Origin of the sequence: Streptomyces sp. NPDC051310, assembly GCF_044455245.1 — a bacterium.
Classification (GTDB): Bacteria; Actinomycetota; Actinomycetes; order Streptomycetales; family Streptomycetaceae; genus Streptomyces.
This window is the reverse complement of sequence record NZ_JBITEO010000004.1, coordinates 115,456-137,288: the sequence shown is the minus strand read 5'-3', so window position 1 is coordinate 137,288 and position 21,833 is coordinate 115,456. Positions and strand designations below refer to the sequence as shown.

General features: G+C 72.9%; 21 protein-coding genes and 1 pseudogene. 21 read left to right on the top strand and 1 reads right to left on the bottom strand.

The window, feature by feature from the left end; genetic code table 11:
- The first annotated feature begins 205 nt into the window (after positions 1–205).
- From ACIA79_RS07660 to ftsH, 5 genes are all read left to right on the top strand, one after another.
- Positions 206–1,552: an ammonium transporter gene (locus tag ACIA79_RS07660; protein WP_399427240.1), complete on the top strand. Its 1,347-nt coding sequence runs from the start codon at positions 206–208 to the stop codon at positions 1,550–1,552.
- Positions 1,549–1,887 carry a P-II family nitrogen regulator gene (locus ACIA79_RS07655; protein WP_031074677.1) on the top strand — a complete coding sequence of 113 codons (339 nt, stop codon included), beginning with the start codon at positions 1,549–1,551 and terminating at the stop codon, positions 1,885–1,887. Before ACIA79_RS07660 ends, ACIA79_RS07655 begins: the two co-directional genes overlap by 4 nt.
- A 20-nt stretch (positions 1,888–1,907) precedes the next feature.
- Positions 1,908–4,334, top strand: a complete 2,427-nt coding sequence (locus ACIA79_RS07650; RefSeq protein WP_399427487.1) for a [protein-PII] uridylyltransferase — start codon at positions 1,908–1,910, stop codon at positions 4,332–4,334.
- A gap of 175 nt (positions 4,335–4,509) precedes the next feature.
- On the top strand, positions 4,510–6,063 hold the full coding sequence (gene ffh, locus ACIA79_RS07645; RefSeq protein WP_031074679.1) for a signal recognition particle protein: 1,554 nt from the start codon (positions 4,510–4,512) through the stop codon (positions 6,061–6,063).
- A gap of 137 nt (positions 6,064–6,200) precedes the next feature.
- Entirely contained in the window at positions 6,201–8,090 is a 1,890-nt protein-coding gene (ftsH, locus tag ACIA79_RS07640; RefSeq protein ID WP_399427238.1) for an ATP-dependent zinc metalloprotease FtsH, read from the top strand.
- Between the two features lie 94 nt (positions 8,091–8,184).
- On the opposite strand, the gene ACIA79_RS07635 is transcribed toward ftsH, so the two are convergent.
- Positions 8,185–9,045 (bottom strand): methyltransferase domain-containing protein, encoded by an 861-nt coding sequence (locus ACIA79_RS07635; protein WP_399427237.1) that lies wholly within the window; start codon positions 9,043–9,045, stop codon positions 8,185–8,187.
- Positions 9,046–9,487: 442 nt separating this feature from the next.
- Here ACIA79_RS07635 and ACIA79_RS07630 point away from each other — a divergent pair, with 442 nt between their 5' ends.
- From ACIA79_RS07630 to whiG, 16 genes and pseudogenes are all read left to right on the top strand, one after another.
- Positions 9,488–10,117, top strand: coding sequence for a hypothetical protein (locus ACIA79_RS07630; protein ID WP_399427236.1), 630 nt, complete (start codon positions 9,488–9,490; stop codon positions 10,115–10,117).
- A gap of 155 nt (positions 10,118–10,272) precedes the next feature.
- On the top strand, positions 10,273–10,716 hold the full coding sequence (gene rpsP / locus ACIA79_RS07625; protein WP_399427235.1) for a 30S ribosomal protein S16: 444 nt from the start codon (positions 10,273–10,275) through the stop codon (positions 10,714–10,716).
- Positions 10,717–10,718: 2 nt separating this feature from the next.
- Positions 10,719–10,958, top strand: coding sequence for an RNA-binding protein (locus tag ACIA79_RS07620; RefSeq protein ID WP_356722838.1), 240 nt, complete (start codon positions 10,719–10,721; stop codon positions 10,956–10,958).
- Positions 10,959–11,038: 80 nt separating this feature from the next.
- Positions 11,039–11,587, top strand: coding sequence for a ribosome maturation factor RimM (gene rimM, locus ACIA79_RS07615; RefSeq protein WP_399427234.1), 549 nt, complete (start codon positions 11,039–11,041; stop codon positions 11,585–11,587).
- Entirely contained in the window at positions 11,587–12,408 is an 822-nt protein-coding gene (gene trmD, locus ACIA79_RS07610; RefSeq protein ID WP_399427233.1) for a tRNA (guanosine(37)-N1)-methyltransferase TrmD, read from the top strand. Before rimM ends, trmD begins: the two co-directional genes overlap by 1 nt.
- Positions 12,409–12,536: 128 nt before the next feature.
- Positions 12,537–12,887, top strand: coding sequence for a 50S ribosomal protein L19 (gene rplS, locus ACIA79_RS07605; RefSeq protein WP_073754586.1), 351 nt, complete (start codon positions 12,537–12,539; stop codon positions 12,885–12,887).
- Positions 12,888–12,947: 60 nt separating this feature from the next.
- Complete coding sequence (gene lepB, locus ACIA79_RS07600) at positions 12,948–13,757, top strand: signal peptidase I (protein ID WP_399427232.1); 810 nt, start codon at positions 12,948–12,950, stop codon at positions 13,755–13,757.
- A pseudogene (lepB, locus tag ACIA79_RS07595) lies at positions 13,750–14,832 on the top strand (signal peptidase I); the annotation flags it as partial. The gene lepB (ACIA79_RS07600) and the pseudogene lepB (ACIA79_RS07595), both read left to right, overlap by 8 nt.
- Entirely contained in the window at positions 14,726–15,667 is a 942-nt protein-coding gene (gene lepB / locus ACIA79_RS07590) for a signal peptidase I (RefSeq protein WP_399427486.1), read from the top strand. The pseudogene lepB (ACIA79_RS07595) and the gene lepB (ACIA79_RS07590), both read left to right, overlap by 107 nt.
- Positions 15,668–15,752: 85 nt before the next feature.
- Positions 15,753–16,493: a signal peptidase I gene (gene lepB / locus ACIA79_RS07585; RefSeq protein WP_399427231.1), complete on the top strand. Its 741-nt coding sequence runs from the start codon at positions 15,753–15,755 to the stop codon at positions 16,491–16,493.
- Complete coding sequence (locus ACIA79_RS07580) at positions 16,486–17,007, top strand: NUDIX hydrolase (protein WP_399427229.1); 522 nt, start codon at positions 16,486–16,488, stop codon at positions 17,005–17,007. The genes lepB (ACIA79_RS07585) and ACIA79_RS07580 overlap by 8 nt, the downstream gene beginning before the upstream one ends.
- A gap of 55 nt (positions 17,008–17,062) precedes the next feature.
- Positions 17,063–17,371, top strand: coding sequence for a DUF2469 domain-containing protein (locus ACIA79_RS07575; protein ID WP_056791138.1), 309 nt, complete (start codon positions 17,063–17,065; stop codon positions 17,369–17,371).
- A 190-nt stretch (positions 17,372–17,561) separates the two neighbouring features.
- Complete coding sequence (locus ACIA79_RS07570) at positions 17,562–17,924, top strand: YraN family protein (protein ID WP_399427228.1); 363 nt, start codon at positions 17,562–17,564, stop codon at positions 17,922–17,924.
- A complete protein-coding gene (locus tag ACIA79_RS07565) occupies positions 17,924–19,543 on the top strand; it encodes a YifB family Mg chelatase-like AAA ATPase (protein ID WP_399427227.1) in 1,620 nt (539 codons plus the stop codon). The genes ACIA79_RS07570 and ACIA79_RS07565 overlap by 1 nt, the downstream gene beginning before the upstream one ends.
- Complete coding sequence (dprA, locus tag ACIA79_RS07560; RefSeq protein WP_399427226.1) at positions 19,540–20,715, top strand: DNA-processing protein DprA; 1,176 nt, start codon at positions 19,540–19,542, stop codon at positions 20,713–20,715. The genes ACIA79_RS07565 and dprA overlap by 4 nt, the downstream gene beginning before the upstream one ends.
- Positions 20,716–20,967: 252 nt before the next feature.
- Positions 20,968–21,804, top strand: coding sequence for an RNA polymerase sigma factor WhiG (gene whiG, locus ACIA79_RS07555; RefSeq protein WP_399427225.1), 837 nt, complete (start codon positions 20,968–20,970; stop codon positions 21,802–21,804).
- The last annotated feature ends 29 nt before the right edge of the window (positions 21,805–21,833 follow it).

The window sequence follows — 21,833 nt, the reverse complement described above, 5'->3', positions numbered from 1 at the left end:
CGGAGCGTACCCCCGTTACACGCCCGTGACCCTGCGGTTCATGGCGGTGTAACACACCCGCCCTCTTCGTCACTGCGGCGAAACATCGTGCGGCATCGACCGAAACCGCGCTGCGCGAATCTCGGGCCCATAACCGGCCACCCCTCATAGCCGGCGCAGCACCGGCTCCGCCCCGCACAGGCCGACCGACGACGAGGAGACGCCGATGCCCCCAGGCATCACGACCCTTGCCGCAGACGCACCCACGCTGTCTGCCGCGAACACCGGGTTCATGCTCATCTGTTCCGCCCTGGTGATGCTCATGACGCCGGCCCTCGCCTTCTTCTACGGAGGCATGGTCCGCGTCAAGTCCACCCTCAACATGCTGATGATGAGCTTCATCAGCCTCGGGATCGTCACGATCCTGTGGGTGCTCTACGGCTTCAGCCTCGCCTTCGGCACCGACTCCGGCTCGCTCATCGGGTGGTCGTCCGAGTACGTGGGCCTCAGCGGCATCGGGATCACCGAGCTGTGGCCCGGCTACACCGTCCCGGTGTACGTCTTCGCCGTCTTCCAGCTGATGTTCGCGATCATCACCCCCGCCCTGATCAGCGGCGCCCTCGCCGACCGCGTGAAGTTCACCGCCTGGGCGCTGTTCATCACCCTGTGGGCCACCGTCGTCTACTTCCCCGTCGCGCACTGGGTCTGGGGCACCGGCGGCTGGCTCTTCGAGATGGGCGTCATCGACTTCGCGGGCGGCACCGCGGTCCACATCAACGCCGGTGCCGCCGCCCTCGGCGTCATCCTGGTCATCGGCAAGCGCGTCGGCTTCAAGAAGGACCCGATGCGCCCGCACAGCCTCCCGCTGGTCATGCTCGGCGCCGGTCTGCTGTGGTTCGGCTGGTTCGGCTTCAACGCCGGCTCCTGGCTCGGCAACGACGACGGCGTCGGCGCGGTGATGTTCGTCAACACCCAGGTCGCCACCGCCGCCGCGATGCTCGCCTGGCTGGCGTACGAGAAGATCCGCCACGGGGCCTTCACCACCCTCGGCGCCGCCTCCGGTGCCGTCGCCGGTCTCGTCGCCATCACCCCGGCCGGCGGCTCCTGCTCGCCGCTCGGCGCGATCGCCATCGGCGCCATCGCCGGTCTGCTCTGCGCCATGGCCGTCGGCCTGAAGTACAAGTTCGGCTACGACGATTCCCTCGACGTCATCGGCGTCCACCTCGTGGGCGGTGTGATCGGCTCCCTGCTGGTCGGCTTCTTCGCCACCGGCGGAGTCCAGTCGGAGGCCAAGGGCCTCTTCTACGGCGGCGGCCTGGAGCAGCTCGGCAAGCAGGCCACCGGTGTCTTCGCGGTCCTCGCCTACTCCCTGGTCGTCTCCGCCCTGCTCGCCTTCGTCATCGACAAGGCGATGGGCATGCGGGTCAGCGAGGATGTGGAGGTCGCCGGCATCGACCAGGTCGAGCACGCCGAGACGGCGTACGACTTCAGCGGCGCCGGCGGCGGCGCCGGTTCGCGCAGGACCCTCACCGACGCCCTTCCCGTGGTGGAGAACAAGAAGGTGGACGCATGAAGCTCATCACCGCAGTCGTCAAGCCGCACCGGCTCGACGAGATCAAGGAGGCCCTCCAGGCCTTCGGGGTCCAGGGACTGACGGTCACCGAAGCCAGCGGATACGGGCGGCAGCGCGGCCACACCGAGGTCTACCGGGGCGCCGAGTACACCGTCGACCTCGTCCCCAAGATCCGCATCGAGGTCCTGGTCGAGGACGGCGACGCCGAAGAGCTCGTCAACGTCATCGTCAAGGCCGCCCGCACCGGCAAGATCGGTGACGGCAAGGTGTGGAGCGTCCCCGTCGACACGGCCGTCCGCGTCCGCACCGGCGAGCGCGGACCCGACGCACTGTAAGGAGCTGCTGGGTGTCGAGCATGGAGAACACACGGGCGGAGGACTCGGGACCCAGCGGCTACGCGGCGGCCCGGCTGCGTCTCCTGACACAGGAGGCGCAGTCCGGGCCGCCGCGCCGTGCGGCCCTGTCCCGGCTCACCGACGACTGGCTCGCGGCCCTGTTCACCGCGGCGGCCCCCGCGCGCGGCGCGGCGCTGGTCGCCGTCGGGGGCTACGGGCGCGGGGAGCTCTCCCCCCGCAGCGACCTCGACCTGCTCCTCCTCCATGACGGCAGCGCCGACGCCGGCGCCGTGGCCGCCCTCGCGGACCGCGTCTGGTACCCCGTGTGGGACCTGGGCCTCGCCCTCGACCACTCCGTCCGCACCCCCGCCGAAGCCCGCAGGACCGCCGGCGAGGACCTGAAGGTCCAGCTCGGCCTGCTCGACGCCCGCCACATCGCCGGCGACCTCGGCATGGTCACCGCGCTGCGCACCGCGGTCCTCGCCGACTGGCGCAACCAGGCGCCCGGGCGCCTCCCGGAGCTCGACGCCCTGTGCCGCGAACGCGCCGAACGCCAGGGGGAGCTCCAGTACCTCCTCGAACCCGACCTCAAGGAGGCCCGCGGCGGCCTGCGCGACGCCACCGCCCTGCGCGCCGTCGCCGCCTCCTGGCTCGCCGACGCGCCCCGCGAAGGACTGGCCGAAGCCCGCCGCACCCTCCTCGACACCCGTGACGCGCTGCACCTCGTCACCGGCCGTGCCACCGACCGGCTCGCCCTCCAGGAACAGTCCCAGGTCGCCGGCGCCCTCGGCGTGCTCGACCCCGACGCCCTGCTCCGCCAGGTCTACGAGGCCGCCCGGACCATCTCGTACGCCGGCGACGTCACCTGGCGCGAGGTCAACCGGGTCCTGCGCGCCCGCTCCGTACGCCCCCGGCTGCGCGCCCTGCTCGGCGGCGGCAAACCGCAGCCCGAGCGCACCCCGCTCGCCGAAGGTGTCGTCGAGATGGACGGCGAGGCCGTCCTCGCCCGCACCGCACGCCCCGAACGCGACCCGGTCCTCCCGCTGCGCGCCGCCGCCGCGGCCGCCGAGAACGGCCTGCCCCTCTCCCTGCACGCCGTGCGCCGCCTCGCCGCCACCGCCGCACCCCTGCCGGTGCCCTGGCCCGCGGAGGCACGCGACGCGCTCGTCACCCTCCTCGGCGCCGGGGAGTCCACGGTCCCGGTCTGGGAGGCGCTGGAGGCCGAGGGCATCGTCACACGGCTGCTGCCCGACTGGGAACGCGTCCGCTGCCGCCCGCAGCGCAACCCCGTGCACACCTGGACCGTCGACCGGCACCTGGTCGAGACGGCGGTGCGCGCCTCCGCCCTGACCCGCCGGGTGGGCCGCCCCGACCTGCTCCTCGTCGCCGCGCTCCTGCACGACATCGGCAAGGGCTGGCCCGGCGACCACTCCGTCGCCGGCGAGACCATCGCGCGGGACGTGGCGGTGCGGATCGGCTTCGACCGCGCCGACGCGGCCGTCCTCGCCACCCTCGTACGCCACCACCTGCTCCTCGTCGAGACCGCGACCCGTCGCGACCTGGACGACCCGGCGACCGTCGCGTCCGTCGCCGCCGCCGTGGGCTCGACCTCCACGCTGGAGCTGCTGCACGCCCTCACCGAGGCCGACGCGCTCGCCACCGGGCCCGCCGCCTGGTCCTCGTGGCGCGGCTCCCTCGTCGCGGACCTGGTCAAACGCGTCGCCGGCGCCCTCGTCGGCGACGCCCCGGCGGCGCCCGAGCCCACCACCCCCGGTGCCGAGGAGGAACGGCTCGCCGTCGAGGCGCTGCGCACCCGGGGCCCCGTCCTCGCCCTGCACGCGGAGAGCGCGCCGCAGCCCGGCGACGCCCCGGAACCCGTCGGCGTCGAGCTGCTCATCGCCCTGCCCGACCAGCCGGGGGTCCTGCCCGCCGTCGCCGGTGTCCTCGCCCTGCACCGGCTCACCGTCCGCTCGGCCGACCTGCGGGCCATCGAGCTGCCCACCGAGCTCGGCCCCGGCACCGTCCTCGTACTGAACTGGCGCGTCGCCGCCGAGTACGGCTCCCTGCCGCAGGCCGCCCGGCTGCGCGCCGACCTCGTCCGCGTCCTGGACGGCTCCCTGGACCTGCGGGCCCGGCTCGCCGAACGGGAGGCCGCCTACCCGCGGCGGCGCGGCGTCAAGGCCCCGCCGCCCCGGGTCACCGTCGCGGCCGCCGGCTCGACGCTGGCCACGGTCATCGAGGTCCGCGCCCACGACGCACCGGGCCTCCTCCACCGCATCGGCCGCGCCCTGGAGACCGCCGCGGTGCGCGTGCGCAGCGCGCACGTCTCGACACTGGGCGCCAACGCGGTCGACGCCTTCTACGTCACCGACGCCTCGGGCGCCCCGCTGGCGCCGGAGGACGCCGCGGAGGTCGCGCGCGCCCTGGAATCCGGCCTGCGCGCCTGACGGGCGTCGGAGCGCGGGCGCGCCTTTGGAAGGCGCGCCCGTCCGGCGCGCTCCGGCCCGCGCGGGGGCGCTTCGGGGGCGGCTTCCGGCCGGGGCTGATGCGGATGGCCGCGGGCCGGATACCCTGGGGGGCGACCGTCCGCCCGACCCCGAGACCCGAGGATCCGCGACCACCGTGTTCGATACCCTCTCCGACCGCCTTGCCGCGACATTCAAGAACCTCCGGGGCAAGGGCCGCCTGTCCGAGGCGGACATCGACGCCACCGCCCGCGAGATCCGCATCGCCCTGCTCGAAGCGGACGTGGCGCTGCCCGTGGTCCGCGCCTTCATCAAGCAGGTCAAGGAGCGGGCACTCGGCGCGGAGGTCTCCCAGGCGCTGAACCCGGCGCAGCAGGTCATCAAGATCGTCAACGAGGAGCTCGTCGGCATCCTCGGCGGCGAGACCCGCCGCCTGCGGTTCGCCAAGAACCCGCCCACCGTCATCATGCTCGCGGGTCTCCAGGGTGCCGGTAAGACGACGCTCGCCGGAAAGCTGGGCCTCTGGCTCAAGGGCCAGGGCCACGCGCCGCTGCTGGTCGCCTGCGACCTCCAGCGCCCCAACGCCGTCAACCAGCTCGCGGTCGTCGCCGAGCGCGCCGGCGTCGGCGTGTACGCGCCGGAGCCCGGCAACGGCGTCGGCGACCCGGTCCAGGTCGCCAAGGACTCGATCGAGCACGCCCGGACCAAGCAGTACGACGTGGTCATCGTCGACACCGCGGGCCGCCTCGGCATCGACCAGGAGCTGATGCAGCAGGCCGCGGACATCCGCGACGCCGTCAGCCCCGACGAGGTCCTCTTCGTCGTCGACGCCATGATCGGTCAGGACGCGGTCAACACCGCCGAGGCCTTCCGCGACGGCGTCGGCTTCGACGGCGTCGTGCTCTCCAAGCTCGACGGCGACGCCCGTGGTGGTGCCGCCCTGTCGATCGCGCACGTCACCGGCCGCCAGATCATGTTCGCCTCCAACGGCGAGAAGCTGGACGAGTTCGACGCGTTCCACCCGGACCGCATGGCGTCCCGCATCCTCGGCATGGGCGACGTGCTCTCCCTGATCGAGAAGGCCGAGCAGACCTTCAGCCAGGAAGAGGCCGCCAAGATGGCCTCCAAGCTGGCGAGCAGCAAGGGCAAGGACTTCACGCTCGACGACTTCCTGGCCCAGATGGAGCAGGTCCGCAAGATGGGCTCCATCTCGAAGCTGCTCGGCATGCTGCCGGGCATGGCGCAGATGAAGGAGCAGATCAACAGCATCGACGAGCGGGACGTGGACCGCACGGCCGCGATCATCAAGTCGATGACCCCGGGCGAGCGCCAGGACCCGACGATCATCAACGGCTCGCGCCGGGCGCGCATCGCCCGCGGCTCGGGCGTGGACGTCAGCGCCGTCAAGAACCTCGTCGAGCGGTTCTTCGAGGCCCGCAAGATGATGTCGCGCATGGCACAGGGCGGCGGGCTGCCGGGCATGCCGGGGATCCCGGGCATGGGCGGCGGGCCGGGCCGCCAGAAGAAGCAGCAGAAGCAGGCCAAGGGCAAGCGCAAGAGCGGCAACCCGATGAAGCGGAAGGCCGAGGAGCAGGCCGCGGCCGCGCGCCGCGAGCAGGCGGCGGCGCAGGGCGGCGCGTTCGGCCTCCCCGCCGGGCAGCCGGGCCAGGACTTCGAGCTCCCCGACGAGTTCAAGAAGTTCATGGGCTGAGCGTCCGCACCACGACCCGAAGGGCGTCCACCGCACCGGTGGGCGCCCTTCGGCGTCCCGCTCGCGGGCTCGCGGGCCCGCCCCCGGCCGACGGCGTACGGAATGCCGCTTTCATGGCGCTCTCGCATCATGGCAGCGTGGCCAATTCCGTACCCCCACGCGACCGCACCGACCAGCCCTGGCGCTCCGAGGGCGCACCGCCGCCACCGCCGCGGCGGCGCATGCCCGGCTGGATGTGGTTCCTCCTCGCCGCGGTGGCCGTCTTCGTCCTGACCAACCTGTCCCTGACGCTCCTCGGCAACGGTGATGAGCGGACCATCTCGTACACCGAGTTCAGCCGGCAGGTCACCGACGGCAAGGTCAGCAAGATCTACTCCAAGGGCGACGCCATCGAGGGCGAGCTGGACAACGGCCAGCGCTTCACCACCCAGCGCCCCGCCTTCGCCGACGACGACCTCTGGCGGGAGCTGACCGAGCAGAAGGTCACCGTCACCGCCGAGCCGGTGGTCGAGCGGCCGAGCTTCCTCGCCAACCTGCTGCTCTCGCTCGCGCCGATCCTGCTCCTCGTCCTGCTGTGGGTGTTCGTCTCCCGGCGGATGCGCGCCGGCCTCGGCGCCGGCGGCATGCTCGGCCGCAAGGCGCCCCCCAAGCCGGTCGAGGTCACGGCCGAGCAGCGCACCACCTTCGCCGACGTCGCCGGCATCGACGAGGTCGAGGGCGAGCTGAACGACGTCGTCGACTTCCTCAAGAACCCCGAGGCGTACTGGCGCATGGGCGCCAAGATGCCGCGCGGCGTGCTGCTCGCCGGGCCGCCCGGCACCGGCAAGACGCTCCTCGCGCGCGCGGTGGCGGGGGAGGCGGGTGTGCCGTTCTTCTCCGCGTCCGCGTCGGAGTTCATCGAGATGATCGTGGGCGTCGGCGCCTCCCGGGTGCGGGAGCTGTTCAACGAGGCCCGCAAGGTCGCCCCCGCGATCATCTTCATCGACGAGATCGACACCATCGGGCGCGTGCGGGGCGGCGGCGCCGCCGTCGGCGGCCACGACGAACGCGAGCAGACCCTCAACCAGATCCTCACCGAGATGGACGGCTTCTCCGGCTCGGAGGGCGTCATCGTCATCGCCGCCACCAACCGCGCGGACGTCCTGGACCCCGCCCTGACCCGGCCGGGCCGCTTCGACCGCATCGTCCACGTCAGCCCGCCCGACCGCGGCGGCCGCGAGGCCATCCTGCGGATCCACACCCGCGGCATCCCGCTCGCCGGCGACGTCGACCTGGCCCAGGTGGCCCGTACGACACCGGGCATGACCGGTGCGGAACTGGCCAACCTCGCCAACGAGGCCGCCCTCCTCGCCGTCAAGCGCCGCCGGGACGAGGTCACCCGTTCGGACCTCTCCGAAGCCCTGGAGAAGGTCCAGCTCGGCGCGGAACGCGCGCTCGTGATGCCCCTGGAGGAGCGCCGCCGCACCGCGTACCACGAGAGCGGCCACGCCCTGCTGGGCATGCTCCAGCCCGGCGCCGACCCGGTCCGCAAGGTCACCATCGTGCCGCGCGGGCGGGCCCTGGGTGTGACCCTGTCGACGCCGGACGCCGACAAGTACGCGTACACCGAGGAGTACCTGCGTGGCCGGATCATCGGCGCGCTGGGCGGGATGGCCGCCGAGGAGGTCGTCTTCGGCGTGGTCACCACGGGATCCGAGAGCGACCTGGAGCAGGTCACCAGGATCGCGCGCGGCATGGCCGGCCGCTGGGGGATGAGCGGCCGGGTCGGCCGGCTCACCGCGATCCCCGGCGACGGCCAGCAGGCGTACGGGCTGTCGGCCGCGCCCGCGACCCTGGACCGGGTCGACGACGAGATGCGCCGCATCGTGGACGAGTGCTACGCGAGCGCCTGCCGGCTCCTCCAGGAGCACCGTCCGCGGCTCGACGCCCTGGCGGCCGCGCTCCTGGAGAACGAGACGCTGGAGGAGGACGAGGCCTACCGCGCGGCCGGCATCCCCCGCCTCACCAAGGAGCACTCCGGGGAATGAGCGTCCCCCGGGTCGCACCCGGGGGAGGGCTCACGGCGTCCGGGGCGCCCGGGAAGACCGCTCGGAGCGTCCGGGCCGCGCCCGGGGCGGCCGCTCAGGGCGTCCGGGCCACCAGGTAGCGGAAGACGTTGGGCATCCAGACCGTCCCGTCGGGGCGCAGGTACGGGTGGAGGGCCTCCGTGACCTCCTTCTCGACGGTCGCCTGGTCCGATGCCTCCACCGCCGCGTCGAACAGGCCCGTCGAGAACAGGCCGCGCACGGCGCTCTCGACGTCCGCGTACCCGAAGGGGCACGCCACACGTCCGGACCCGTCCGGCTTGAGCCCGGCCCGCGCCGCGACGTCCTCCAGGTCGTCCCGTGCCGCCGGGCGCCAGCCCGAGCGCGTCCGCAGCCGCTCGGTGAGCCGGCCCGCCACCCGCAGCACGGTCGAGGTGGCGCACCGCTCCGGCGGGCCCCAGCCCGCCAGGACCACGGCACTGCCCCGCTCCGCCAGCCGCATACCGCTCGCCAGGGCGGGCACCAGGCCCTCGGAGTCCCCTGCGGTGCAGCCGATCGGCTGGAAGGCGGTGATGAGGTTGTACGCCGGACGGGTGGGGTCCGCCGCCTCGGCGGGCCCTCCGTACAGCAGCCGCGTCTCGCCGCGGCGCGGGGTGTCGTGCGCCCCGGAGCCGGGGAGCAGGCGCTCCTTGGCCAGGTCCACGCGTGCGTGGTCCGTGTCGACGCCCGTGACCTGCGCGCCGCGCGCGGCCGCCATCAGCAGGGCGAGTCCGGAGCCGCACCCGAGACCCAGCAGCCGCGTCCCGGTGCCTACCTCCAGGTGCTCGTACACCGCTTCGTAGAGCGGGACCAGCATCCGCTCCTGGATCTCCGCCCAGTCGCGGGCACGGCCGGGCGCATCCGTCGCCGGAGGAGCCGAGGCCGGGTGGGGGTGGTGCTGGACGAGCATAGGTGTCATCGAAAGCGCCCCAATCCGCCGAGAGGTCCATCTGTGCGTCTGTGCCCTGATTGACAGGCCCCCGTGTACGTGCGCGCGCACTCCCCGACGCCCAGGGAACTCCGCATCCGCCCCCAAGTCCAGGGGTTGGGTCGCAATGCTTGCGTGCCCCGGGCGTGCGCCCCCGAGTCGGCACGAACTTCTCCCATAGTGGGGTCGGCGAGCGAATCCCGCCATGCCAGCGGCCCGGGTGCCGTGCGCCCCCCTGCGCGGGAGTACTGTCACACCGCGGGCGCCTCGTCCGGAGGAACCGCGCGGGAGCGCGGGAGCGGGGGCGCGAGCGGCGCTACGTACCACCTTGGTGCGAGCTGTGCGCCTTCTCCGCAGATCAGCGCACTGGCCCTCGTCCCGACGCATCAACGGCAACTGACGGGTACGTGCAAATTATTTGGGATGCCCTGGAATGGAACCCAGCGCCGCTCCGGCTCGTTGTCACGACGTGAGCACGACACCACCTGTTCTCGCCGCAGAGCTGGCACAGGCGTGGGCCGACATTCAGCGGCACCACCCCGAGCTGCCCGATCTTGCCGCGCCCGAATCCCTGATCGGAGAGTCGTCGTCCGCCTGTGGCGCCGAGCTCTCGTTCGAACGACTGCTCCACGAGGCAGTCCACGGCATCGCCGCCGCGCGAGGCGTCCGCGACACCTCCCGCGCCGGCCGCTACCACAACCGCAGATTCCTGGCGATCGCCGAGGAGATGGGCCTCGACCACCCCGAGGAGCCGCACCCCAGCAGCGGCTTCTCGCTGGTCACGCTCAACCCCGAGGCGAAGCGCCGGTACCGGCCGACCATCGAGCGGCTCCAGCGCGCCCTGAAGGCGCACACGGCCGCCACCGCCGCCGACACCAAGCGCTCCTTCCGCGGTCCGGCCGCCCGGCACGGGTCCTCGGGCGGGGGCGTGCGCGTCAAGGCGGTCTGCGACTGCGGTCGCAACGTACGCGTCGTTCCCTCGGTCCTCGCCCAGGCCCCGATCGTCTGCGGCGGATGCGGTAAGCCGTTCCGCATTCCGGAAGCGGTGGGCGCGGCGAGCTGACCCCGCGTGGTGTGGCACAATGGCTAGCTGTACTCGACAGTCGAACAGGACCCCTCTCTCCTCCGGCTGACGCGTCCATCGGGCACTCGGGTACCGCAACCCCACGTGGCATTTCGTCGTGCCCAACCACGTCAAGACCAGGAGACACCACACCCGTGGCAGTCAAGATCAAGCTGAAGCGTCTGGGCAAGATCCGTTCGCCTCACTACCGCATCGTCGTCGCCGACTCCCGCACCCGCCGTGACGGCCGGGCCATCGAGGAGATCGGCCTGTACCACCCGGTGCAGAACCCGTCGCGCATCGAGGTCGACTCGGAGCGTGCGCAGTACTGGCTGTCCGTCGGCGCCCAGCCGACCGAGCCGGTCCTCGCGATCCTGAAGCTCACCGGCGACTGGCAGAAGGCGAAGGGCCTCCCGGCCCCCGAGAAGCCGCTGCTTGCCCCGGCGACCAAGGAAGACAAGCGCGCCTCCTTCGACGCCTTCGCCAAGGCGCTCGAGGGTGACGAGGCGAAGGGTGAGGCCATCACCCCCAAGGCCAAGAAGGCCGACAAGAAGGCGGACGAGGCCGAAGCCGCGTCCACCGAGTCGACCGAGGCCTGAGCATGCTCGAGGAGGCTCTCGAGCACCTCGTGAAGGGCATCGTCGACAACCCCGATGACGTGCAGGTGGCCTCGCGCACCCTGCGTCGCGGGCGCGTGCTGGAGGTCCGGGTCCACCCCGACGACCTCGGCAAGGTGATCGGCCGCAACGGCCGCACCGCGCGTGCTCTGCGGACCGTCGTGGGCGCCATCGGCGGCCGCGGCATCCGGGTCGACCTCGTCGACGCGGATCAGGTCCGCTGATCGAAGTTGAACGCCGGCACGGGCCGGGGAGGGCTACGGCCCGCCCCGGCCCGTAGTCGTTCCGACAGGAGAGTTGAGAAGTGCAGCTGGTAGTCGCACGGATCGGCCGCGCCCACGGCATCAAGGGCGAGGTCACCGTCGAGGTGCGTACGGACGAGCCGGAGCTGCGGCTCGCACCCGGCGCCGTACTGGCCACGGACCCCGCCTCCGCGGGCCCGCTGACCATCGAGACCGGCCGGGTCCACAGCGGTCGGCTGCTGCTCCGCTTCGAGGGCGTGCGCGACCGCAACGCCGCCGAGGCCCTGCGCAACACGCTGCTGATCGCCGACGTCGACCCCGAAGAGCGGCCGGAAGAGCCCGACGAGTACTACGACCACCAGCTCGTCGACCTCGACGTGGTGCTGGCCGACGGCACCGTGATCGGCCGGATCACCGAGGTCTCCCACCTGCCCTACCAGGACCTGCTGGTGGTGGAGCGGCCCGACGGCGACGAGGTCATGATCCCGTTCGTCGAGGAGATCGTCACCGACGTCGACCTGACCGAGCAGAGGGCGGTCATCGCCCCGCCGCCCGGCCTCATCGACGACCGCGCGGAGATCGCGTCCTCCCGCGAGGAGGACGGAGCCTGATGCGGCTCGACGTCGTCACGATCTTCCCCGAGTACCTGGAACCGCTGAACGTCTCCCTCGTCGGCAAGGCGCGTGCGCGCGGCCGGCTCGACGTGCACGTGCACGACCTGCGCGAGTGGACCCACGACCGGCACAACACGGTCGACGACACCCCGTACGGCGGTGGCCCCGGCATGGTCATGATGACCGGCCCGTGGGGCGAGGCACTCGACGACACCCTGGCCGACGGATACGAGGCGGGCGCCCACGGCCCCGCCCTCGTGGTGCCGACACCCAGCGGGCGCCCCTTCACCCAGGAGCTCGCCGTCGAACTGTCCGAGCGGCCCTGGCTGGTCTTCACCCCCGCCCGGTACGAAGGCATCGACCGCCGCGTCATCGACGAGTACGCCACCCGGATACCCGTCTACGAGGTCTCCATCGGTGACTACGTGCTGGCCGGCGGCGAGGCCGCCGTCCTGGTCATCACGGAGGCCGTGGCCCGGCTGCTGCCCGGCGTCCTGGGCAACGCCGAGTCCCACCGGGACGACTCCTTCGCCCCCGGCGCGATGGCCAACCTGCTCGAAGGCCCCGTCTACACCAAGCCGCCCGAGTGGCGCGGCCGCGGCATCCCCGACGTGCTGCTCAGCGGGCACCACGGCAGGATCGCCCGCTGGCGGCGCGACGAGGCGCTGCGGCGCACCGCGGCCAACCGGCCCGACCTGATCGAGCGGACCGACCCCGCCGCCTTCGACAAGAAGGACCGGGAGACGCTCTCCATCCTGGGCTGGGCCCCCGAGCCTGGCGGCCGATTTTGGCGCAGGCCGGGAGCCGTGGAAGAATAGACCGCTGTCGTACGTCCGGTCGGCGCCCCTGCCACAGGGGGACACGACGCCGACCCCGACGACGGCCCCCGAACCCCATTTCTAGTTGCCGCTGATGACCTGTGGCATCAGTGAGGAAGCAGACGAACATGTCTCACGTGCTCGACGCCGTCAACTCCGCCTCCCTGCGGACCGACGTCCCGGCGTTCCGTCCCGGTGACACCGTGAACGTCCACGTTCGCGTCATCGAGGGCAACCGCTCCCGTATCCAGCAGTTCAAGGGTGTCGTCATCCGCCGTCAGGGCTCGGGCGTCTCCGAGACCTTCACGGTCCGCAAGGTCTCCTTCTCCGTCGGCGTCGAGCGCACCTTCCCGGTGCACAGCCCGATCTTCGAGAAGATCGAGCTCGTCACCCGCGGTGACGTCCGTCGCGCCAAGCTGTACTACCTGCGCGAGCTGCGCGGCAAGGCCGCGAAGATCAAGGAGAAGCGCGACAACTGAGCCCCGGCTCACCTCCGCCGCGCGGGCGTCCACAGGACGGCCGGATAGCATCTGGCCCCGATGGACACCGAAGCACAGCACACCGAGCGCGACTCCTCCTCCGACCCGGAGGAGGAGTCGCGCTCCGTGCGTTCCGGCCGGCTCACCGGGCGCGTCGCCGCGTGGCTCTCCGGCGGGCCCGCCGGGCGCTCATGGCGCCGGCCCGGGATGATCGGCCTCCTCTGCGCCGTACTCCTGCTGCTGTTCAGCCACCTCGTGGTGCAGCCCTTCCAGATCCCCAGCAGCTCCATGGAGCCCACGCTCCAGGTCGGGGACCGGGTGCTGGTCAACAAGTTGGCGTACCGTTTCGGTTCCGAGCCCCGGCGCGGGGACGTGGTCGTCTTCGACGGCACCGGGTCCTTCGTGCGCGAGGCACCGGAGCAGGACCCGCTCACCGGGCTGCTGCACGGAGCCGGGGCGGCACTCGGCCTGGTCGAGCCCGCCGACACCGACTTCGTCAAGCGCGTGCTGGGCGTCGGGGGAGACCGCGTGACGTGCTGCGACAAGGGGGGAAGGGTCGAGGTGAACGGCGTACCGGTGAACGAGGGGTATCTGCACCCCGGCGACGCACCCTCCCAGGTGCCCTTCGACATCGTCGTGCCCCGGGACACCCTGTGGGTCATGGGCGACCACCGCAGCCAGTCCCGCGACTCCCGCGACCACCTGGGCGAACCGGGCGGCGGCGTGGTCCCGGTGGACAAGGTGATCGGCCGGGCGGACTGGATCGGCTGGCCGGTGGGCCGCTGGTCATCGGTGCGGCCCGCCCCGGCCCTGAAAGGCGTCCCGCCGATCGCGCCGGGTTCGGGCACGGCGGGCGGGGGCCATGGGTAACCGGGGCAGGCGCGGCGGCCACCGGGCCGACACGCGGCTGCCCACCGGCTCAAGGCCCACGGACGGCGGCCGGGCGCTGCCCGGGCGTGCGGAGCGGCGCAAGCTCGCCCGCCGCGTCAAGCGGCGCCGGCAGAGATCGGCCGTGAAGGAGATACCTCTCCTGATCACGGTGGCGGTGCTCATCGCCCTCGTCCTGAAGACCTTCCTCGTCCAGGCCTTCGTCATCCCCTCGGGCTCGATGGAGCAGACGATCCGGATCGACGACCGGGTCCTCGTCGACAAGCTCACCCCCTGGTTCGGGTCCAGGCCGGAGCGCGGTGACGTCGTGGTCTTCCGGGACCCCGGCGGCTGGCTCCAGGAGGAGAACACCCCCAAGAAGGACGACCCGGTCGTCGTCAAGCAGGTCAAGCAGGCCCTCACCTTCATCGGACTGCTGCCCTCGGACGACGAGCAGGACCTGATCAAACGGGTCGTCGCCGTGGGCGGGGACACCGTCAAGTGCTGCGACCGGGACGGGCGCGTCACCGTCAACGGCGTACCGCTGAACGAGCCGTACCTGCATCCCGGGAACGTTCCCTCCACCATCACGTTCGAGGTGAAGGTCCCGGCCGGGCGGCTGTTCGTGCTGGGCGACCACCGGGCCAACTCCGCGGATTCGCGCTTCCACCTGGACGAGGCGTACCAGGGGACCGTCTCCGAGGAGGAGGTGGTCGGGAAGGCGGTCGTGATCGCCTGGCCCTTCGACCACTGGCGGAGGCTGGAGGAGCCGGAGACGTTCGCCTCCGTCCCTGACTCGCGGGGTGGAACTGCGCCGCCGCTGGACGCTTCGCATAGTGTGTCCTCTCGGATTCTGAACGGAATGGTCCGGCTCCCGAGCCCTGCGGAACTCCCGCTCGTTATGGGAGTGGTGGGCCCACCCCTGCTGTGGGGCGGGCGGTTGCACGGAGTGAGGAGTGGATGTGGGGGATTTGGCGGTCGGCGCACGATCCGGGCACGGCGAACCGGAGGAGAGGCCGGAGCAGTTCTCCGGGGCTTCTTCCGCCGGTTCCCCCGGGTCGGCCGGGGAGCCCTCCCCCGGAACCGGGCACGCTGAGGGGCCGTCGGCGGACGCGGACGGCGGGCCGGGCGACGACGGAACGGGCGACGGCGGGCCGAAGAAGCCCCGGTCCTTCTGGAAGGAACTGCCCCTGCTGATCGGTATCGCGCTGCTGCTGGCGCTGCTGATCAAGACGTTTCTGGTGCAGGCGTTCTCCATCCCGTCCGACTCGATGATGAACACGCTGCAGCGCGGCGACCGGGTCCTGGTCGACAAGCTCACCCCGTGGTTCGGCTCGGAGCCGGAGCGCGGAGAGGTCGTGGTCTTCCACGACCCGGGCGGCTGGCTGGAGGGCGAGCCCACCCCCGACCCCAACTTCCTTCAGGAGTTCCTCAGCTTCATCGGGCTGATGCCGTCCTCCGAGGAGAAGGACCTCATCAAGCGGGTCATCGCGGTCGGCGGCGACACGGTGGAGTGCAAGAAGGGCGGCAAGGTCGTCCTGAACGGCAAGCCGCTCGACGAGACGTCGTACATCGCCCCCGGCTCCACGCCGTGCGACGACGAGCCGTTCGGGCCGATCAAGGTGCCCGAGGGCCGGATCTGGGTGATGGGCGACAACCGCCAGAACTCGCTCGACTCCCGCTACCACCAGGAGCTCCCCGGCAACGGCACGGTCGCCAACGAGCGGGTCGTCGGGCGGGCGGTCGTGGTGGCCTGGCCGCTGGGCCGCTGGTCCACGCTGCCGGTGCCGTCCGTCTTCGACCAGCCCGGGCTGAACGCCGCCACCGCCGCGGCGGTCGCGCCGGGGGCGCTGGGCCTGGCGGGCGCACTGCCGTTCGTGCTCCGGCGCAGGAAGAGGCGTACCGCCGAGTAGGGCGCGGCGGGTAGGGTTCCGTCCCACGTCGTCGATCCGAGGGCCGGCCGCCACGGCCGGCCCGGCGAGGATGGGGAGCGCTGGGATGAGCGGAACACAACGGACGGACGACGGCCGCGGCCGTCTCGGCAGCGCGCTGTCGGGACTGGCCGTGGCCGTCGGCTGTGTGCTGTTCCTGGGCGGGTTCGTCTGGGGAGCCGTCCAGTACCAGCCCTACACCGTGCCGACCAATTCCATGTCGCCGACCGTCGTGTCCGGGGACCGGGTGCTGGCCCAGCGGATCGACGACGCCGAGGTGCGCCGCGGCGACGTCGTGATCTTCGAGGACGCGAGCTGGGGCGACCTGCCGATGATCAAGCGGGTGGTCGGCCTCGGCGGCGACAAGGTGGCCTGCTGCGGCGACGGCGGCCGGCTCACGGTGAACGGCACACCGATTGCGGAACCGTATCTGCGGTCGCAGGGTCCCGCCTCGACGCCGTTCTCGGTGACCGTCCCTCAGGGGCGGATCTTCCTCCTGGGCGACGAGCGGATGACCTCGCAGGACTCCCGGGTGCACCTGGAGGACGCCGCGAACGGCTCGGTGCCGCGCAGCGCCGTCACCGCCCGGGTCGACGCCGTGGCGTGGCCGGTCGGCGGAGTGGTGGAGCGCCCCCGGGGCTTCGCCGCGCTGCCGGGAGGCGTGTCGCGGCCCGGGCCGGTCAGGCTCGTGGTGGGCTCCGTGGTCGCCGGCGCCGCGCTGATCCTCTGCGGAGCGGCGTACGGACCGATCGCCCGGCGGCTGTCGCGACCGGGCCGGGCCCGTACGGAGGCGGGCGCCCGTGGGTGAGGAGCGGCCGGGGCACCCGGGGGCGGCGGAGCCGCGGAGGGTCGCGCGGGTGGTGCTGCTCGACCCCGACGATCGGATCCTGCTCCTGCACGGGTACGAACCGGACGACCCGGAGCGGACCTGGTGGTTCACGCCGGGTGGCGGCGTGGAGGGCGACGAGACCCGCGAGCAGGCCGCGCTGCGCGAGGTGGCCGAGGAGACCGGCCTCACGGACGTGGAGCTGGGACCGGTGGTGTGGCAGCGCTACTGCTCCTTCCCGTTCGCCGGGCGCCGCTGGGACCAGGACGAGTGGTACTACCTCGCCCGTACGCGCCGGCCGGCCGCCGCGGTGGCCCTGGCCGACCCCACGGAGCTGGAGGCGCGCAGTGTCACGGGGCTGAGGTGGTGGACCTCCGCCGAACTGTCGGCGGCGCGTGAGACGGTGTACCCGACACGACTCGCCGGGCTGCTGCGCACGCTGCTCGACGAGGGGCCCCCGGAATCGCCGGTGGTCCTGGCCCCCGAGATCGTCTAGGGGCGCGGGATCCCGGCGCACAATGGGGGGACGCACGGCTGAAGGGGAACATGCCATGAGCGCCGAGGACCTCGAGAAGTACGAGACCGAGATGGAGCTGAAGCTCTACCGGGAGTACCGCGATGTCGTCGGTCTTTTCAAATTCGTGATCGAGACCGAGCGCCGCTTCTACCTCACCAACGACTACGAGATGCAAGTGCACTCGGTGCAGGGCGAGGTTTTCTTCGAAGTGTCGATGGCGGACGCCTGGGTCTGGGACATGTACCGGCCGGCGCGGTTCGTCAAGCAGGTGCGGGTGCTCACGTTCAAGGACGTCAACATCGAGGAGCTCAACAAGAGCGACCTGGAGCTCCCGGGAAGCTAGCGCGCAGGGCGCTCACCCTCCGCTCACCAGCGGAGGTGGCAGCGCCTGCGCTGTCGCCCCCGGTGGCCCGCACGCACGCCCCGCTGTCACTCGCAGGGGTGAAGGGGTTGTCCACAGCCATCCGGTTGTCCACCAAGATCCACAAGCTTCGCGCCGATCCGTCACAGTGAGTGACGGAGGTGGTGCCGAGATGAACGCGACGGGGGCACTGGGCACGTACGGCGAGAAGCTGGCGGTCCGCCGGCTCGGCGAGTGCGGTATGACCGTGCTGGCACGGAACTGGCGCTGCGGGCGGACCGGGGAGATCGACATCGTCGCCCGGGACGGCGACACGGTGGTGGTCTGCGAGGTCAAGACCCGCAGGGGCGGAGGCTTCCAGCACCCCATGGCGGCGGTGACGCCCGCCAAGGCCGACCGGCTCAGACGGCTCGCCGCGTGCTGGCTCGACCGGCACGGCGGTCCCCCTCCGGGCGGGCTGCGCATCGACCTGATCGGTGTGCTGCTGCCCCGGCGAGGCGCACCCGTGGTCGAGCACGTGCGGGGGGTGGCCTGATGGGGTTCGCACGGACGTGTGCGGTGGCCCTGGTCGGCGTCGAGGGCGTGGTCGTCGAGGTCCAGGCCGGTCTGGAACCCGGAGTGGCGGCGTTCGCCCTGGTCGGGCTGCCCGACAAGAGCCTCTCCGAGAGCCGCGACAGGGTCCGGGCCGCGGTCGTCAACTCGGGCGAGGGCTGGCCGCAGAAGAAGCTCACGGTCGGGCTCAGCCCGGCCTCCGTACCGAAGGGCGGCTCGGGGTTCGACCTCGCCGTCGCGAGCGCGGTCCTGGGCGCCGCCGGGCGCATCGACCCGCGGACCATCGCCGACCTGGTGCTCATCGGGGAACTGGGCCTGGACGGGCGGGTCAGACCCGTGCGGGGCGTGCTGCCCGCCGTCCTCGCGGCCGCCGAGGCGGGCTACCGGCAGGTCGTCGTCCCCGAGCGGACGGCCGGCGAGGCCGCCCTCGTGCCGGGCGTCTCCGTCCTCGGCGTACGCACCCTGCGCCAGCTCATCGCCGTCCTGGCGGACGAACCCGTGCCCGATGAGGACCCCGACGAGCAGGGCCGCCCGGACGCCCTGCTGTCCGGCCTGATGGTGCCCGGCGCCGGCGTGGGCACCGGGCTCGCCGCCGACCCGGCCGACGGCCCCGACCTCGCGGACGTCGCCGGGCAGCGAGCGGCACGCGTCGCCCTGGAGGTGGCGGCAGCCGGCGGCCACCACCTGCTGCTGTCCGGCCCGCCCGGCGCGGGCAAGACCATGCTGGCCGAGCGGCTGCCGAGCGTGCTGCCTCCGCTGACCCGGCAGGAGTCCCTGGAGGTCACCGCCGTCCACTCGGTGGCCGGGATCCTGCCGCCGGGCGAACCGCTGGTGCACCGGCCGCCGTACTGCGCGCCCCACCACTCCGCGACGATGCAGTCGCTCGTGGGCGGCGGCAACGGGCTGCCGAGGCCCGGCGCCGTCTCCCTGGCGCACCGGGGCGTGCTCTTCCTGGACGAGGCCCCGGAGTTCTCCGGCAAGGCGCTGGACGCGCTGCGCCAGCCGCTGGAGTCGGGGCACGTGGTCGTCGCCCGCAGCGCGGGCGTGGTGCGCCTGCCCGCGCGGTTCCTGATGGTGCTGGCCGCCAACCCCTGCCCGTGCGGCCGGCACACCGCGCACGGCACCGGGGGCGGCTGCGAGTGCCCGGCCTCGGTGATCCGCCGCTACCAGGCGCGGCTGTCCGGGCCGCTGCTCGACCGCGTCGACCTGCGGGTGCACGTGGAGCCGGTCCGCCGGGCCGACCTGCTGGGGTGCGGCGGACGGGGGGAGACCACCGCGGCGGTCGCCGCGCGGGTCCTCGAAGCCCGGGCGCGTGCCGCCGCGCGCCTCCACGGCACCCCGTGGACCGTCAACTCCGAAGTGCCCGGGCATGAGCTGCGCACCCGCTGGAGCGTCGCCCCCGGCGCCCTCGACGCCGCCGAGCGGGACATCGAGCGCGGCCTGCTCACCGCGCGCGGCCTGGACCGGGTGCTCCGGGTGGCCTGGACCCTCGCCGACCTCGCGGGCCGCGACCACCCGGGGCCCGGCGACGTCGGCCTGGCGCTGGAGCTGCGCACCGGGATCGCCCGCGGGGTGCCGCTGGAGACGGGGGCGGCGCGGTGATCCGGGGGACGGGCGCGAGCGAGGAGGAGCGGCGGGCGCGCGCCGCGCTGACGCGGATCATCGAACCGGGCGACGAATACGGCGGCCGCTGGCTGCGCGAGCTCGGAGCCGTGGAGCTGCTCGGGCGGCTGACCGCGCAGCCGTACGCGCCGGGCGCGCTGGCCGGGGCGAGCGAGCGGCGGATCGAGGGCCTGCGGGTACGGGCCGCGAGCGCCGAGCCGGAGCGGGACCTGGCCGCGGTGGACGCCGTGGGCGGGCGGTTCGTCGTACCCGGCGACGCCGAGTGGCCCCGTCAGCTCGACGACCTCGGGGACGCCCGCCCCGTGGGGCTCTGGGTGCGCGGGCGGCCGGACCTGCGCCGGTGGGCGCTGCGCTCGGTCGCGGTGGTCGGGGCGCGGGCCTGCACGCCGTACGGGGCGCACATGGCCGCGGACCTCGCGTCGGGGCTCGCCGAGCGCGGCTGGGTCGTGGTCTCCGGCGCCGCCTTCGGGGTCGACGGGGCCGCGCACCGCGGGGCGCTGGCCGTGCAGGGCGCCACCGTCGCCGTGCTCGCCTGCGGGGTCGACGCGGCCTACCCGCGCGGCCACGCCGGACTGATCGGGCGCATCGCGGAACAGGGCCTGCTGGTCGGCGAGTTGCCGCCGGGCGCCCACCCGACGCCGAGCAGGTTCATCCTCCGCAACCGCGTCATCGCCGCGTTGACCCGCGGGACGGTGGTCGTCGAGGCGGAGTACCGCAGCGGTTCGCTCGTCACGGCGCGCAGCGCGCAGCGGCTCGGCCGGTACACCATGGGCGTGCCCGGGCCGGCCACCAGTGGGCTCTCCGCCGGGGTGCACGAACTGCTGCGCGGCGAGGCCGTCCTGGTCACCGACGCCGCCGAAGTGGCCGAACTGGTCGGGGACATCGGTGACCTCGCGCCCGCCCGGCGGGGGCCCGTGCTGCCGCGCGACCTGCTCGACCCGGTCAGCACGCGGGTGCTCGAAGCGATACCGCCGCGCGGCAGGGGCGCGACCGGGCGGGAGGTGGCGCACGGTGCCGGCACCGCTGTTGACGAGGCGCTCGGCAGGCTGTACGAACTCCACTCGCTCGGATTCGTCGAACGCCACGGGGACCGCTGGGAGTTGGCGGCGGGCGCGACACACCGCCCGAACGCCCGGCGAGGCGGTGCTTGACCTGGAGCATTCGGGTGAAAAGGTGATGCCGATGACGTTCGCGGTGCTCCGGGTGCCGTTCGGGAGGCCGGCGTGCGGCCGCCCGGTCCCGGCGGTCCCATTCGAAGATGCGGCCGACGGCACGCCCCCGAGGAGGCATGATGCGGCTTCCTTAGCGCACTGCGACCGTCCAGTCACGCTACGCTCACCAGAATTACTCCTTCCGCTCCCCGTACCGGCTCACCACCACCCCAGAACGGCTCAAGGCGACGTATGCCCCAGCACACCTCCGGGTCCGACCGCGCGGCGGTGCCCCCCGCCGCGCGGGGCACCGTACGGCCGCCCGCACCCTCCTCGCTCGAGGAGCTGTGGCGGTCGTACAAGGACACGGGCGACGAGCGGCTGCGGGAACAGCTGATCCTGCACTACTCGCCCCTGGTGAAGTACGTGGCCGGCCGGGTGAGCGTGGGCCTGCCGTCCAACGTGGAGCAGGCGGACTTCGTCTCCTCCGGGGTGTTCGGGCTGATCGACGCGATCGAGAAGTTCGACATCGGGCGCTCGATCAAGTTCGAGACGTACGCGATCACCCGCATCCGGGGCGCGATGATCGACGAGCTGCGGGCACTCGACTGGATCCCCCGGTCGGTGCGGCAGAAGGCGCGGGCGGTGGAGCGCGCCTACGCCACCCTGGAGGCGCAGTTGCGGCGCACGCCCTCGGAGAGCGAGGTCGCCTCGGAGATGGGCATCGCCCTGGAGGAACTGCACGCGGTTTTCAGCCAGTTGTCACTGGCGAACGTCGTGGCGCTGGAGGAGCTGCTGCACGTCGGCGGCGAGGGCGGCGACCGGCTCAGCCTCATGGACACGCTGGAGGACACCACCGCGGACGACCCGGTCGAGGTCGCCGAGGACCGCGAGCTGCGGCGGCTGCTCGCCCGGGCGATCAACACGCTGCCCGAGCGGGAGAAGACCGTCGTGACCCTCTACTACTACGAGGGCCTCACCCTGGCCGAGATCGGCAACGTCCTCGGCGTGACCGAGAGCCGGGTCAGCCAGATCCACACGAAGTCGGTGCTGCAGTTGCGGGCGAAGCTGGCCGATGTCGGCCGATGAGGTCGAACGGACGACCGTGAACCGTAAAG

Coding starts and splice junctions, on each gene's coding strand:
- ACIA79_RS07660 (WP_399427240.1), top strand. CDS start 206: ATGCCCCCAGGCATCACGACCCTTGCCGCAGACGCACCCACGCTGTCT.
- ACIA79_RS07655 (WP_031074677.1), top strand. CDS start 1,549: ATGAAGCTCATCACCGCAGTCGTCAAGCCGCACCGGCTCGACGAGATC.
- ACIA79_RS07650 (WP_399427487.1), top strand. CDS start 1,908: ATGGAGAACACACGGGCGGAGGACTCGGGACCCAGCGGCTACGCGGCG.
- ACIA79_RS07635 (WP_399427237.1), bottom strand. CDS start 9,045: ATGACACCTATGCTCGTCCAGCACCACCCCCACCCGGCCTCGGCTCCT.
- ACIA79_RS07630 (WP_399427236.1), top strand. CDS start 9,488: ATGGAACCCAGCGCCGCTCCGGCTCGTTGTCACGACGTGAGCACGACA.
- ACIA79_RS07620 (WP_356722838.1), top strand. CDS start 10,719: ATGCTCGAGGAGGCTCTCGAGCACCTCGTGAAGGGCATCGTCGACAAC.
- trmD (WP_399427233.1), top strand. CDS start 11,587: ATGCGGCTCGACGTCGTCACGATCTTCCCCGAGTACCTGGAACCGCTG.
- rplS (WP_073754586.1), top strand. CDS start 12,537: ATGTCTCACGTGCTCGACGCCGTCAACTCCGCCTCCCTGCGGACCGAC.
- lepB (WP_399427232.1), top strand. CDS start 12,948: ATGGACACCGAAGCACAGCACACCGAGCGCGACTCCTCCTCCGACCCG.
- lepB (WP_399427231.1), top strand. CDS start 15,753: ATGAGCGGAACACAACGGACGGACGACGGCCGCGGCCGTCTCGGCAGC.
- ACIA79_RS07575 (WP_056791138.1), top strand. CDS start 17,063: ATGAGCGCCGAGGACCTCGAGAAGTACGAGACCGAGATGGAGCTGAAG.
- ACIA79_RS07570 (WP_399427228.1), top strand. CDS start 17,562: ATGAACGCGACGGGGGCACTGGGCACGTACGGCGAGAAGCTGGCGGTC.
- ACIA79_RS07565 (WP_399427227.1), top strand. CDS start 17,924: ATGGGGTTCGCACGGACGTGTGCGGTGGCCCTGGTCGGCGTCGAGGGC.
- whiG (WP_399427225.1), top strand. CDS start 20,968: ATGCCCCAGCACACCTCCGGGTCCGACCGCGCGGCGGTGCCCCCCGCC.